At 45.1% G+C, this 13481-nt stretch carries 14 protein-coding genes; 11 read left to right on the top strand and 3 right to left on the bottom strand.

The genetic code is table 11. From position 1 onward, the window contains the following. Positions 1-107 precede the first annotated feature (107 nt). The 4 genes from rpe to FTU42_RS10110 all read left to right on the top strand — a co-directional run bounded on the left by rpe (position 108) and on the right by FTU42_RS10110 (position 2994). A complete protein-coding gene (rpe, locus tag FTU42_RS10125; RefSeq protein ID WP_005172476.1) occupies positions 108-794 on the top strand; it encodes a ribulose-phosphate 3-epimerase in 687 nt (228 codons plus the stop codon). A gap of 629 nt (positions 795-1423) precedes the next feature. Beyond that, positions 1424-1741, top strand: coding sequence for a quaternary ammonium compound efflux SMR transporter SugE (gene sugE, locus FTU42_RS10120; RefSeq protein WP_005095886.1), 318 nt, complete (start codon positions 1424-1426; stop codon positions 1739-1741). 74 nt (positions 1742-1815) lie between these two features. Beyond that, positions 1816-2298: a methylated-DNA--[protein]-cysteine S-methyltransferase gene (locus FTU42_RS10115; protein WP_005095887.1), complete on the top strand. Its 483-nt coding sequence runs from the start codon at positions 1816-1818 to the stop codon at positions 2296-2298. A gap of 33 nt (positions 2299-2331) precedes the next feature. Continuing rightward, positions 2332-2994 carry a nuclease-related domain-containing protein gene (locus FTU42_RS10110; RefSeq protein WP_159138583.1) on the top strand — a complete coding sequence of 221 codons (663 nt, stop codon included), beginning with the start codon at positions 2332-2334 and terminating at the stop codon, positions 2992-2994. A 52-nt stretch (positions 2995-3046) separates the two neighbouring features. Here FTU42_RS10110 and FTU42_RS10105 read toward each other — a convergent pair whose 3' ends face one another. From FTU42_RS10105 to paaZ, 3 genes are all read right to left on the bottom strand, one after another. Further along, the gene (locus tag FTU42_RS10105) at positions 3047-3982 is read right to left on the bottom strand and encodes a tRNA-dihydrouridine synthase (RefSeq protein WP_005095890.1); all 936 of its coding nucleotides are present in this window, start codon (positions 3980-3982) and stop codon (positions 3047-3049) included. Positions 3983-4167: 185 nt separating this feature from the next. Then, positions 4168-5607 carry an MFS transporter gene (locus FTU42_RS10100; RefSeq protein WP_159138552.1) on the bottom strand — a complete coding sequence of 480 codons (1440 nt, stop codon included), beginning with the start codon at positions 5605-5607 and terminating at the stop codon, positions 4168-4170. 193 nt (positions 5608-5800) lie between these two features. Next, positions 5801-7912, bottom strand: coding sequence for a phenylacetic acid degradation bifunctional protein PaaZ (gene paaZ, locus FTU42_RS10095; RefSeq protein WP_159138553.1), 2112 nt, complete (start codon positions 7910-7912; stop codon positions 5801-5803). A gap of 262 nt (positions 7913-8174) precedes the next feature. Here paaZ and paaA point away from each other — a divergent pair, with 262 nt between their 5' ends. From paaA to paaG, 7 genes are all read left to right on the top strand, one after another. Further along, entirely contained in the window at positions 8175-9119 is a 945-nt protein-coding gene (gene paaA, locus FTU42_RS10090; RefSeq protein WP_005095897.1) for a 1,2-phenylacetyl-CoA epoxidase subunit PaaA, read from the top strand. 31 nt (positions 9120-9150) lie between these two features. Next, complete coding sequence (gene paaB / locus FTU42_RS10085) at positions 9151-9441, top strand: 1,2-phenylacetyl-CoA epoxidase subunit PaaB (RefSeq protein WP_004279183.1); 291 nt, start codon at positions 9151-9153, stop codon at positions 9439-9441. Positions 9442-9458: 17 nt separating this feature from the next. Next, complete coding sequence (gene paaC / locus FTU42_RS10080; protein ID WP_159138554.1) at positions 9459-10214, top strand: 1,2-phenylacetyl-CoA epoxidase subunit PaaC; 756 nt, start codon at positions 9459-9461, stop codon at positions 10212-10214. Positions 10215-10242: 28 nt separating this feature from the next. Further along, positions 10243-10743: a 1,2-phenylacetyl-CoA epoxidase subunit PaaD gene (paaD, locus tag FTU42_RS10075; RefSeq protein ID WP_005172460.1), complete on the top strand. Its 501-nt coding sequence runs from the start codon at positions 10243-10245 to the stop codon at positions 10741-10743. A gap of 75 nt (positions 10744-10818) precedes the next feature. Then, the gene (locus FTU42_RS10070; RefSeq protein ID WP_159138555.1) at positions 10819-11877 is read left to right on the top strand and encodes a 2Fe-2S iron-sulfur cluster-binding protein; all 1059 of its coding nucleotides are present in this window, start codon (positions 10819-10821) and stop codon (positions 11875-11877) included. A gap of 40 nt (positions 11878-11917) precedes the next feature. Continuing rightward, complete coding sequence (locus tag FTU42_RS10065) at positions 11918-12688, top strand: enoyl-CoA hydratase-related protein (protein WP_100355538.1); 771 nt, start codon at positions 11918-11920, stop codon at positions 12686-12688. Beyond that, a complete protein-coding gene (gene paaG, locus FTU42_RS10060) occupies positions 12688-13479 on the top strand; it encodes a 2-(1,2-epoxy-1,2-dihydrophenyl)acetyl-CoA isomerase PaaG (RefSeq protein ID WP_159138556.1) in 792 nt (263 codons plus the stop codon). The genes FTU42_RS10065 and paaG overlap by 1 nt, the downstream gene beginning before the upstream one ends. The last annotated feature ends 2 nt before the right edge of the window (positions 13480-13481 follow it).

Below are 13481 nucleotides of genomic sequence, written 5' to 3'. Positions count from 1 at the left end.
CCTTAAAGCGTTACACAGCGTTTTATTCTTGCAACATCAAGGTCACAGTAGCCGGACTGGATTTGTTATAATGAGAAAAATCCAATTTTAGCTAGCCAGGTTCTCCCATGTCCAAGCCATATTTAATTGCACCTTCAATTTTATCTGCCGATTTCGCCCGATTAGGTGAAGAAGTCGAGAACGTCTTGGCAGCAGGGGCAGATGTTGTTCATTTTGATGTGATGGATAATCATTATGTACCGAATCTGACTTTTGGTGCAGGCGTTTGTAAGGCATTGAAAAACTATGGGATCAAAGCCCCGATTGATGTGCATTTGATGGTGAAACCGGTAGATCGTATGATCGGGGATTTCCTTGAAGCAGGTGCCGATATCATTACCTTCCACCCGGAAGCATCTGACCATATTGACCGTTCTTTACAGTTGATCAAATCGGGTGGTGCAAAAGCCGGTTTAGTCTTTAACCCGGCCACACCGCTGCATTATCTGGATTATGTATTAGATAAAGTAGATCAAATTCTGTTGATGAGTGTAAACCCGGGTTTTGGTGGACAGAAATTCATTCCGATGACTTTGGATAAACTGCGTCAGGCCCGTAAACTGATCGATGCTTCAGGGCGTGATATTCAGCTGGAAGTCGATGGCGGTGTTACCCCAAGCAATATTCGTGCAATTGCCGAAGCGGGGGCGGATATGTTTGTCGCTGGATCTGCTATTTTTGGCAAGCCGGATTATAAAGCTGTAATTGATGAAATGCGTGCAGAATTAGCCAAAGTCGGTCAGGTTCAACTCTAATCGCTAAAAAGTAGTATGCACATAAATATGTGGATAACTTTATGGATAAGTGTGTAGATATCCATGTGGGTAACCATATGGATATGTTGTGTAAAATGTAATCATTTGTAGCCAGATTGATTATGCCTTAGACGAAGTTTGTATAAAAAGAGCTCAAATCTGGTTCTTTTTATACCTTACAACCCCTCTTGTTTAGGGGTCGTTTATTCATCATAGGTTCATAATCATGTTAAATAAAAAGTGATCAATAGGTCTTAAAATTGTATTTCATTGTATAATCTCTTTGCTCGTTATTTAAATTTAATGGATGTGTATAACTTGATATGCTGCACTTATTTTTGTGAAATTGTTGTTGTTGAATTTGCCTGATCATAGGGGCTATTTCTGAATGATCATTTTGAATATCTACCATAATAACAGCAGCGACAAATGTCTTGAAGATTTGAGTAAGATCAGGTTAAGTTGCATCTCTAAGAGTCATGTTTTGTAAAAATAATCAGGTGTGCGTAATCTGGTTTTATAAATTTTTTTATAGGTAGGAGGAACGACCTCCCTTGTCTATTTCATGCTGAAATGCACAGGAAAAATCGTCAGGACGGCCTGATTCTTAGATAAAAGAGGAGGGCTGCATGGCCTGGATTGCACTTATATTCGCAGGTGTTTTTGAAATCGTTTGGGCATATTCCATGAAATTGTCCGAAGGATTTACCCGATTAACGCCAAGTATCATCACCATTTTCTTTATGATTCTCAGCTTTGCCTTACTGGCCTATGCCATGCGTACTTTGCCATTAGGCACAGCTTACGTGATCTGGACCGGAATCGGGGCTGTGGGTTCATTTCTGATCGGGATTTTAGTTCTGGGTGAGCCGACATCGGCCATGCGTATGCTGGCTGCAGTATTGATTATTTCCGGTCTGGTGCTGATGAAAGTATCTTCTTCATAATTTGTTTCAGCCTGTCTCGGTGAACTGAGTTAAAATAGAAAATAAACTCCGCTGATCCGGGACAGGGTGTAAGCATGAACTTAAGTTATCTCTATATGGATTCTCCAGTCGGTCAGTTACGACTGGTCGCGAATGACACCGCACTGGTAGCTGTGCTTTGGGATTGTGAACAGCCGAATCGGGTGAAACTGGCGACCTTGGTGGAAGATCCGCAGCATCCGGTATTGATTGAAACCAGACGCCAGCTTCAGGAGTATTTTGCTGGTCAGCGCAATGTTTTTGACTTGCCTTTGGACTTTGCCGGAACCGATTTTCAGAAAAAAGTCTGGCAGGCTCTGCTGAATATTCCTTATGGCCAGACCCGAAGCTATCGCGATATTGCCGAGCAGGTGGGTAATGTTAAAGCAGTGCGTGCCGTGGGTGCAGCCAACGGGAAAAACCCGATTTCGATTATTGCACCCTGTCATCGGGTGATTGGCAGCAGTGGTAAGCTGGTGGGCTTCGCCGGTGGTTTGGATAAAAAAGAAATTCTGTTAAATATTGAGCGAACGCATTAAGATCGAAGTCTTAAAATAAATGAAAATTAGAATATTGAACATTCCACATTACAGATATTAAGTTCGCTCTGGTCCAGTGTATGGTGGATTTTTCTGCTGTTCTTTGGCGTGATTGTTTTTAAATTATTTAAGCCATTTTTAAAAGGGAAATTAGGAGAATTTGCGGTTGCTGCCCATGTCAAACTGTATTTAAAAGACCCTGAATACATTCTGCTGAATGATTTGACCCTTCCAGATGGAGCAGGTGCCACCACACAAATCGATCATCTGCTATTAAGTCCTTATGGCATCTTTGTGATTGAAACCAAAAACTATAAGGACTGGATTTTTGCAAGCGCGCGTCAGAAACAATGGACCCAGAAAATTTATAAAAACAGTTATACATTTCAAAATCCGATTCATCAAAACTATAAACACATCAAAGTTCTGGAACAATTACTGACTGATATTGTGGAGCCAGATCTTTTGCATTCCGTGATTGTATTTATGCCGGATGCGGTATTTAAAACACCAATGCCGAATGAGGTATTTTGCGGTGCAGGCTGGACCGATTATGTGAAAAGTTTTGATCAACAGATGATTTCTGAAACAAAATTAAAACGGATACAACTGCGTTTAGAAAAAGAGCTTTTAGAAAAATCCTGGAAAACCAATCGGAAACATGTAGAAAGCTTAAAACAGCATAAGCAGCCTTAAAATGATTTATAGAATCAAAAAAAGCCTTTGAATCATTCAAAGGCTTTTGCATTTACATAGTTGAGGCTTTCAGTTTTTCGGTCATTTCAGTCAGAACTTTAATCCGCTTTACTTCATCCCATAAGGCTTTGGCTTCAGGATAATGTTTCGACATCATGCCGAGCCATTGCTTGTAACGACCGACCATCCCGATCTCAGTTTTGGCGGGGCCATTGATAAAACGAATTTGCAGTTCCAGCAGTTCATTCCAGTTCATCAAAGGTGCATCCGAATTTTGACGGATACATTGGGTCAGGTCGGGTGTGGTCACGGCACCACGGCCAATCATCAGGTCTTCGCAACCGGATTCCAGACGACACTGTTTGGCATCGGTATTGTTCCAGATTTCACCATTGGCAATCACATTAATTTTCAGTGCTTCACGAATCGGTTGTAGCTGGTCCCAAAAAGCAGGCGGGGTATAGCCATCGGCTTTGGTGCGCGCATGCACCGTCACCCAAGATGCTCCTGCATCTTCAATAGCATGGGCATTGTCCAGCATAAAGTTGCGGTCCATATAACCCAGACGCATTTTCGCAGACACCGGAATATGCGCCGGTACTGCATCCCGCACGGCTTTGACTAACTCATGTACCACTTCGGGTTCATCCAGTAAAACGGAACCGCCGCGATGACGGTTCACGGTTTTCGCAGGACAACCAAAATTCAGGTCGATTGCCGGTGCACCCATCGCGGCAACTTTGGCTGCATTTGCTGCCAGCATTTCCGGATTATTTCCCAGAAACTGCACATGTACCGGCGTACCCGCCGCCGTCTTGCCATCATTGAGCAATTCCGGGCAGTAACTGTGATAAACATGATCGGGCAGGATAGAGTCGGTGACACGGATAAACTCGGTCACGCACCAGTCAAAGCTACCTACGGATGTCAGCACATCACGCATAATCGGATCGGTTAAGCCTTCCATGGGAGCAAGCACAAGTTTCAACGGTGCACACCTGTAAATTTAAAACGGTGTTATACGTTTTTTTAGGCAGCCTGTCTAGGCTGGATGGGAATTGAAATCTGAGAACCTGAAAATTGAACTTTTTGGGCTGATATAAAAAGGCCCTTAATGTGGATTAAAGGCCTTTAAAAGTGAAGCTTAGGATGATTTAGCGATATCCAGCCATTTTAATCAGCCAGTTTCTCGACTTTCATACTCTCACGATAATACTGACAGCCCTTGTACAACAGGAAGCAACCAATCAATCCGGCAATGGCATTGACGATCGAGATCGAGTTACCAACCATTAAGGTATTCTGGAAATATTTATCCGTTATTAATGCCACAGCGGTGGTTCCGATGCCTAAGGCAATCAGGTTTGAAACCAGCAGGAACTTGGCAGATACCTGTGCGCGTAGCTGGTTTGGTGTCAGCATTTGCGTAGCAGCAGCCGATGCAGGAATCGGGAAAGTGGAGAAGAACATCGCCACAAAAATCAGCGCAAATGAAAGCTGCATATTATCGACCTGAGTGAACAGCACACTCGGAATAATCAGCGCCGCACAGCCAATGGCACCGGTACGAATTGCAGCATCGCTATAGCCACGTTTCGAGAAGAAGTCGATCAACCAGCCACAGAATAAGGCACCCGAAGTATTCGCGACTAGAATAATCGTCCCAAGGATATAACCGGTTTGACTCGCATCCAGACCGAAATTACGCATGTAATAGGCAGGTGCCCAGCCCAGCAGCGAATACAGCATCATGGTGTAAAAAGAAAAGCCAATAAAATGACAGAAGAAGGTCTTTTTATGTGTCTTGATAAAACCAATCGAATTTTTGAAAGAGGCTTTAATGACCTGGCCATCCTGATCGACTTTCATACCCTTACGTGCAGGTTCACGCACCGTCAGCACCATGAGTAGGGCTAGTAATACGCCTGGAAGACCCACAATCATAAAGGTAAGTTGCCAGGTTTTCACTTCACCAATGAGGGGTAAGGCTACGAAGCTGACATCTTTTAGCAGGCCAATCACATAGCCGCCAATCAGGAAAGCTAGGCCCGAACCAATAAAGGCACCAATCGCATATACACCGAGTGCACGGCCTAATTTATCTTTCGGAAATAAATCGGCAACGATTGAATAAAAGGCAGGGGAAAGCGCAGCTTCACCGGCACCCACACTCAGACGTGCAATAAACATTTGAATAAAGTTTTTACTGAGGCCACAAGCCGCTGTAGCGAGACTCCAGAATGCAATCCCGGTTGCAATAATTTTAATCCGTGACTTTTGATCCGCCAATGCGGCAATGGGCAAGCCCATAATGGCATAAAATAAGGAGAAGGCCAGACCCTGTAACAGACTAAACTGAGTATCGCTCAGCATTAAATCGGCTTTAATCGGTTCAATCATGAGCGATAAAATTTGACGGTCTACAAATGACAGAATGTAAGCCACCATACAAATGACCACCACATACCATTGATAGGTGCTGCTTTCCGGTGGTGGTTCAATCTGTTCAGACAGCGGTACGGCCGTTTCTGTCGGTATAGGCTCAAAATTTTGATCTGTTGGTTGAATCGTCCTTTCAACTATTTCTAGGTTCAGCGATTTATCATTCATCATGCAACATCCTGTGCTGATCGTTTGAGATATTTATTTGATACTTTTAATCTGATTGTTATTTTTATGTTGTATCGCATTTAAGTAATCTAGAGGCTAAATAGATAGACGTCAATCTGTTTTTAAAAATAGATACAAATAATTTTTAAAGATAAAAAAAAGGAATCATAATGATTCCTTTTTTTTGTATGAATTTTTAGCCACGTTCAACCAGCGTTAAAATATCGTAGGTTGCAACCAGTTCATTGCGCTGGTTTTTCACTTTAATATCCCAGACCACGACACCATGTGGTTTCTGTGCCGGATCGCGCAGTGCTTTTGGAGTTTTCTGCTTACAGGTCAATTCTACCTGAATGGTATCGCCAATTTTCACTGGTTCAACAAAGCGCAAGTTGTCCATACCATAGTTTGCAATGACTGGGCCCTGAGCAGCATCAACGAATAAACCGGCCGCGGCAGATACCACGAAATAGCCATGTGCCACACGTTCACCAAACAGGGATTCTGCTGCAGCAATCTTGTCCATATGCGCATAGAAGTGATCACCGCTCAGGCAGCCGAAATTCACCAGATCGGCTTCGGTCACGCTACGTCGTGCAGTCAGTAAACGCTCACCGATACGCAATTCATCAAATGATTTTTTGAATGGATGCACACGGTCTTCAAAGACCTGAGCACCAGCCGTCCAGCTATGACCGACTTGGGTCATGGCATTCGGGGAACCTTGAATTGCAGTCCGTTGCATATAATGTTTCACTGCACGTAAGCCACCGAGCTCCTCACCGCCACCGGCACGTCCCGGTCCGCCATGCACCAGCAAAGGTAGTGGCGAGCCATGTCCGGTACTTTCTTTGGCACTTTCAGCATCCAGAATATGGACACGGCCATGCCATGGCGCAATTTTGCTGAGCAGTTGTTCAATATTTTCATCGGTATTGCGTACGATGGATGCTACCAGACTACCTTCGCCACGTGCCACCAGGTCAGCCAGCTGAGCCAGGTCAGTATATGGCATTAAAGTGACTACAGGTCCAAAGGCTTCAATTTTATGAATATTTTCTGCCTGAGCCGGTGCTTTGCAGACCAAAACTGTTGGTGGATAACATGCGGACTTCTCAGTATTTTGTACTTGAATCTTAAAGTCCTGACGCAAGTGACTACCGAACACAATTTCTGCATCCTGGCTGAGCTGTTCAACTTTTGCCGCGACATCATGTTTCTGTTTGACGCTGGCCAAAGCACCCATTGTCACGCCTTCCTGAGCCGGATCACCGACAACCACTTTTTTCAGTTTTTCAATCAGACGGTCTTGTACTGTATCCAGCAGCTCGGCTGGAACAAAGGCACGACGAATGGCGGTGCATTTTTGTCCGGCTTTAGTGGTCATTTCACGGAAAACTTCACGAACAAATAAATCAATCGTTTCATCATTGGCTTGCGCCGTCAAAATCGCACTATTGACCGAATCTGCTTCCATAGTGAATGGAATCGAGTAGGCATTTAAGTGTGGATGCGAACGCAGTTTTTGCCCGGTTGATGCAGAACCGGTAAAGGTGACCGTATCCTGAGGATTTAAATAATCAAACAAATCATAAACCTGTCCGCAAATGAGCTGCAATGAACCTTCTGGCAAGAAACCGCTTTCATGAATGGCTTTGACCACGGCATGGGTCAGCTCGGCACCTTCGGTCGCCGGTTTGACAATACAGGGTACGCCTGCCAGTAGCGTAGGAGCGATTTTCTCCAGCATGCCCCAGATTGGAAAGTTAAAGGCATTGATATGCACGGCAACACCGGCTTTAGGCGTCAGAATATGTTTCGCGCCAAAGCTACCTTGCTTAGAAAGAGGAATCCAGGCATCTTCGACCCATGCTGTTTCATCACTCAGTTCACGACGCACCAAACTCGAATAGGCATATAAGGTGCCAATCCCGCCTTCAATATCAATCCAGGCATCTTTACGGGTACAGCCGGTCGCCTTGGCAAGTTCATAAAAGTCTTCTTTGCGCTCCATCAAATACTGTGCCACTTGCTTCAGTGCATTGGCACGTTGATGGAAGGTCCATGTGGCGATAGTCGCGCCTTTTTGTTTGGCATACTTGACTACAGCTTGGGTATCGATGCCCTGACTGCCGACCTGATAAACCGCTTCACCGCTAATGGCATGATAAACCGTACGTAAATCGGCTTGCGCTGTGTATTCCTGGCCGTACACCAGTGAAGCTAAGCTTTTGATGGCAATAGGATTATGAGTTGATTCAGTATCTTGATAATCCATTGTGCTTGAGTTGCTGTCTAACTCTAACATGGTAAAAACTCCATTTATGATACGTTTTGAGATGTATTTTAATTTTGATGTTTCATAATTTGTGTTGAAAAAGTGAAAATGTCAATCATAAATCTGTGTTTAAAAATGATTAGGAATAAAATAAAAAATATTAAACTATATAAAACAATCATTTATTAAAAATAAGCAATAAAAATTAAATGATACCAATAAATAGATATTGATTTTAATTTTGTATCGTTTTAATTTGAGTGTATCAACACTTGGGATAAGTGAGGGAACAATGAATAATCAACAACAAATCTTTGATCAAAAGATTGAAAAGGATATTTCCATCGAGCCGAAGGACTGGATGCCGGAGGCTTATCGTAAAACTTTAATTCGTCAGATTGGTCAGCATGCACACTCTGAAGTGGTGGGCATGTTGCCGGAAGGCAACTGGATTACCCGTGCACCGACTTTAAAACGTAAAGCCGTGCTGATGGCAAAAGTTCAGGATGAAGCCGGTCATGCTTTGTATCTGTACAGTGCTGCAGAAACCCTGGGTGCCGATCGTGACGACATGATGGATAAACTGATTGCCGGTCGCATGAAATATTCCTCAATTTTTAACTATCCAACCCTGAGCTGGGCCGATGTTGCAGCGATTGGCTGGCTGGTGGATGGTGCGGCTATTGTCAATCAGGTTGCGCTGTGCCGTACGTCTTACGGTCCTTATGCCCGTGCCATGGTGCGCGTTTGTAAGGAAGAGAGTTTTCATCAGCGTCAGGGCTTTGAAGCCATGATGGAATTGGCCAATGGTACGCCGGAACAAAAGCAGATGGCACAGGATGCGGTGAACCGTTTCTGGTGGCCGGCACTGATGATGTTTGGTCCAAGTGATGATAATTCACCGAATAGTGCACAAAGCATGCAGTGGAAAATTAAATTATTCAGCAACGATGATTTACGTCAGAAATTTGTCGATAACACTGTATCGCAAGTCTTGCAGCTGGGTTTAACCGTTCCCGATCCAGACCTTAAATTCAATGAAGCAACCGGACATTATGAATTTGGTGAAATCAATTGGGATGAGTTCTTTGCGATTCTTGCAGGCAAGGGACCGTGTAACCATGAGCGTATTGAAGCACGCCGCAAAGCTTGGGAAGGCGGTAAGTGGGTACGTGATTCAGCAGCAGTCTATGCGCAAAAACAGCAGCAACAGTCAGCAGCACAAAAAGTTGCTTAAAACAGTTTGATCAATATAGGGAAATTTGCTCATGAATAACAAAAACAACTGGTCACTTTATGAAGTGTTTGTGCGTAGTAAACAGGGTCTGAGTCACCGTCATGTTGGCAGCCTGCGTGCGCCAGATGAGGAGGTCGCACTACAAAATGCCCGCGATGTGTATACCCGCCGCAATGAAGGGATCAGTATCTGGGTGGTGAAATCTGAATTGATTACCTCTTCCCAGCCAGATGAAAAAGCAGAATTTTTTGAACCGGCTTTGGACAAGGTCTATCGCCATCCAACCTTTTATAACATTCCAGCTGGCATCGAGCACATGTAAAGGGAAAGGTGAAGATTATGACAAATCAAGTATTGGCAGAATTTCTTTTACATGTGGGCGACAGTCAACTGGTGTTGTCGCATCGTTTGGCAGAATGGTGTGGCCATGCCCCTGAACTGGAACTAGATATTGCCTTGGCCAATATCGGACTGGATTTATTGGGTCAGGCACGTACTGCCCTCAGTCTGGCAGGTGAAGTGGAAGGACAGGGCCGTGATGAAGACAAGCTGGCTTATTTCCGAAACGAACGTGACTATCGTAATTTACTGCTGTGTGAACAGCCGAATGGTGACTTTGCCCAGACTCTGGTGCGTCAGTGGCTGATGGGTCACTATCATGCTTTATTGTTTAGTGCCTTAAGTCAAAGTCAGCATCCGGAGTTGGCTGCCTTTGCAGTAAAGTCACTCAAAGAAGTGAAATATCACCAGCGTTTTTCCACCACCTGGATGGAACGCCTAAGTCTAGGTACAGCTGAAGCGCATGAAAAAACTCAGCAAGGTTTAAACCAGTTATGGCGTTTTACTGAGGAACTTTTTGTATTGACTGCAGATGAAAAACAGCTGGTCAATAGTGGTGTCCTTCCAGATATTGAAAATTTAAAAGTCCAGTGGCTAGAAACAATTACAGCCGAATTAGCCCGATTTGAATTAAGCCTGCCAGAGCTGGGCGCTTATCGTAGTGGGGCTAAACAGGGTTTACATACAGAACATCTCGGTTTTATTTTGGCTGAACTGCAATATATGCAGCGCTCTTATCCAAACATGAACTGGTAATTCGGCACAATCACAGGGAGTGAGTCGCATGAATCTGATTCGACACGTAGAAGATCAATGTTGGGACGTTTTGCAACAGGTTTCTGATCCAGAGATTCCGGTATTGTCAGTGATTGATCTGGGCATGATTCGTGGCGTCGAGCTGAATCAGCAGGATGAAATTGTGGTGCGACTCACGCCGACCTACAGCGGCTGTCCGGCCACGGATGTATTAAAAGCAGAAATTACCCAGACTTTCGAGGCCAACGGTTTGACGCCGGTCAAAGTCATTGTCGATCTGTCTGAAGCCTGGACCACGGACTGGATGAGTGAATCGGGCAAACACAAATTACAGCAATATGGTATTGCCCCGCCGCAAGGCCAGTCACATAGCTGTGGTACGCATGTGGCATTGACCGATGGCATCACCTGTCCACAGTGCTTAAGTAACAACAGCAAACTATTAAGTGAATTCGGTTCGACCGCCTGTAAAGCTTTATATCAATGTCGGGACTGCTTAGAAACTTTTGACTATTTCAAATGTATTTGATTGTAACGATTGCGCGGTGGGCAGGGTAAACCAATAACAAGCCTGAACACCGCCACCTAAAAGAAGGATTTTGCCATGAGCCAATTTATCCCATTAACCATTAAATCGATTCAGCCACAAACCGAGCAGGCAATCTGTATTGCTTTTGATCTCGCGCCTGAGCAGATGGATGCTTTTCAATATCAGCCGGGTCAACACCTGACCATTCGCTATTTAAGTGATGATGGCGAGCTGCGCCGTTGCTATTCGATTTGTAGTGATACTCAGGAAGACATGAGTATTGCGATTAAAAAAATTGATCAAGGTCAGTTCTCGACCTGGGCCAATGCGCATCTCAAAGCGGGCGATGTACTGGAAGTCATGCCACCGCAAGGGGTGTTCTTTCAAAAAGCAGCCAAGGCCGGTGGCCAGAATTATCTAGGGTTTGCAGCAGGCAGTGGCATTACGCCAATTTTATCGATTGTAAAATCGGTGCTAAACCGTCAAGCAGAAGCCACATTTACCTTGGTATATGGCAACCGTTCCTGGAAACAGACCATGTTTTCTGAACAGATCATGGACTTGAAAGACCGTTTTAAGGAACGTCTGCAACTGGTAAATATTTTTTCACGTGAACTGAATGACAGCGAAATCTTTAACGGTCGTATCAATGCGGATAAATTGCAGCAGCTGTTTCAGGCCAATCTGATTTCAGCCGACACAGATCACTGTTTTGCCTGTGGTCCTGAAGAAATGATGGCGGCGGTCGAAACGGTATTACCGACTTGGGGCATTCAACGCAGCAAGATTCACACTGAACGCTTCAATACGGGTACTGCACCGAAAGCAACCGCCCAGCAGATTGAAAGTCGCAGCGAAGAACGCGTCAATATCATCCTCGATGGTCGCGAGCTGATTGTTGAAGTCTCCAAACAGGATGACAGTATTTTAGATGCTGCGCTACGTGCCGGAGCCGATCTGCCTTATGCCTGTAAGGGCGGTGTTTGTGCCACCTGTAAATGTAAGGTGTTAGAGGGCCAGGTTGAAATGGCGGTGAATTACAGTCTGGAAGAAGATGAAATCCAGAAAGGCTATGTGCTCAGTTGTCAGGCACGTCCAACCACGGCCAATGTACGTCTGAGTTTTGATGAATAACAGCTGAATTTACAGCACTGAGCACAGCAGGAGTTCAAGGATGACCTATATTAAAACCAGCTCACCAAAACCCGGCGTAGTCCTGATTGAGCTGAATCGCCCGGAAAAGCGCAATGCCCTAAATAATGCGACCTTGCAAGGTATTGCAGCTTGTTTACAGGACTTGGAAGCAGATGCTGCCGTGAAAGCCGTGGTCATTACCGGAAATACGCAATGCTTTGCTGCCGGTGCTGATTTAAATGAATTGGCGCAGTTAGATGTGGTCAGCATCCAGCAGGATCAGCGGCCACTGCTTTGGAAAAAAATTGATGAATTTTCCAAGCCTGTAATCATGGCGGTGAATGGTTATGCCTTTGGTGCAGGGTTTGAACTGGCTCTACATGGTGACATGATTTTAACTGGCGACAATGCCCAGTTTGCCTTGCCTGAAATTGGTTTAGGCATGTTGCCGGGCGCCGGTGGAACACAGCGCCTTGCCCGTCTGGTCGGTCAGCAATTAACGATGCGCTGGGCCATGACCGGTGAAATGATTTCGGCACAGACCGCATTGCAACATGGCATGAGCAGTCAGGTTTGTCCGACAGGACTGACCGTGCAATACGCACTGGAACTAGCGGAAAAAATTGCCAAGCAGGCACCGCTGGCCATTCGCGCCATCAAGCAATCTTTAAAGTCGATTCATGAAGTGACATTAAGTCAGGGACTGAAATTGGAACGTCAGCATTTTGTCTGGCTGGCGGCGACCCAAGATCGCCAAGAAGGCATCAATGCATTTTTACAAAAAAGAAAACCAGAATTTAGAGGTGTGTAATGGAATATCAAACAATTATTGTCGAAGAAAAAAATGCAGTGGGCTACCTGACCTTTAACCGTCCGAAACAGCTCAACAGCTTTAATGAAACCATGCATCAGGAAGTCTCCAAGGTCATCAAGGCCTGGGCCAAAGACAGCCAGATTCGTGCCGTGGTGATTTCAGCTGAAGGCCGTGGTTTCTGTGCCGGCCAGGATCTAAATGATCGTGTGGTCGATCCGAATGCTGATGCACCGGACTTAGGCCTGTCAATTGAAAAATACTACAACCCTTTAATCAAACTGATTACTGAAATGCCAAAACCGGTAATTTGTGCGGTGAATGGTGTGGCGGCAGGGGCCGGTGCCAATATTGCACTGGCCTGTGACATTGTAGTTGCTGCAAAATCGGCTTCCTTTATTCAGGCCTTTTGTCGTCTAGGTTTAGTACCAGATTCAGGCGGCACCTGGTTCTTGCCGCGTCTGGTCGGGCGTGCCCAGGCGATGGGCTTAGCGATGCTCGGCGATAAAATTCCGGCTGAGCGCGCAGCACAACTGGGCATGATCTGGCAGGTGGTTGAAGATGAGCAACTGCAAGTGGAAGCGAAAAAACTGGCCGAGCATTTGGCCAAGCAGCCGACTTATGGCCTGTCACTAATCAAAAAAGCCATTCATGCCGCAGCCGACAATAATCTGGATCAGCAGCTCATTCTGGAACGTGACCTGCAACGTCTGGCTGGACGTTCAAGTGATTATAAAGAAGGTGTACAAGCCTTTATGCAGAAGCGTACACCTGAATATAAAGGATGCTAAAT

Origin of the sequence: Acinetobacter sp. YH12102 (genome assembly GCF_013419125.1) — a bacterium.
Lineage (GTDB): Bacteria > Pseudomonadota > Gammaproteobacteria > Pseudomonadales > Moraxellaceae > Acinetobacter > Acinetobacter pseudolwoffii.
Note: the sequence above shows the minus strand (reverse complement) of the source record. Positions and strands in the feature narration are given on the sequence as shown.

Excerpts from the sequence above, each read along its gene's own strand:
- rpe (WP_005172476.1), top strand. The coding sequence starts at position 108 with ATGTCCAAGCCATATTTAATTGCACCTTCAATTTTATCTGCCGATTTC.
- sugE (WP_005095886.1), top strand. The coding sequence starts at position 1,424 with ATGGCCTGGATTGCACTTATATTCGCAGGTGTTTTTGAAATCGTTTGG.
- FTU42_RS10115 (WP_005095887.1), top strand. The coding sequence starts at position 1,816 with ATGAACTTAAGTTATCTCTATATGGATTCTCCAGTCGGTCAGTTACGA.
- FTU42_RS10100 (WP_159138552.1), bottom strand. The coding sequence starts at position 5,607 with ATGATGAATGATAAATCGCTGAACCTAGAAATAGTTGAAAGGACGATT.
- paaZ (WP_159138553.1), bottom strand. The coding sequence starts at position 7,912 with ATGTTAGAGTTAGACAGCAACTCAAGCACAATGGATTATCAAGATACT.
- paaA (WP_005095897.1), top strand. The coding sequence starts at position 8,175 with ATGAATAATCAACAACAAATCTTTGATCAAAAGATTGAAAAGGATATT.
- paaB (WP_004279183.1), top strand. The coding sequence starts at position 9,151 with ATGAATAACAAAAACAACTGGTCACTTTATGAAGTGTTTGTGCGTAGT.
- paaC (WP_159138554.1), top strand. The coding sequence starts at position 9,459 with ATGACAAATCAAGTATTGGCAGAATTTCTTTTACATGTGGGCGACAGT.
- paaD (WP_005172460.1), top strand. The coding sequence starts at position 10,243 with ATGAATCTGATTCGACACGTAGAAGATCAATGTTGGGACGTTTTGCAA.
- FTU42_RS10070 (WP_159138555.1), top strand. The coding sequence starts at position 10,819 with ATGAGCCAATTTATCCCATTAACCATTAAATCGATTCAGCCACAAACC.
- FTU42_RS10065 (WP_100355538.1), top strand. The coding sequence starts at position 11,918 with ATGACCTATATTAAAACCAGCTCACCAAAACCCGGCGTAGTCCTGATT.
- paaG (WP_159138556.1), top strand. The coding sequence starts at position 12,688 with ATGGAATATCAAACAATTATTGTCGAAGAAAAAAATGCAGTGGGCTAC.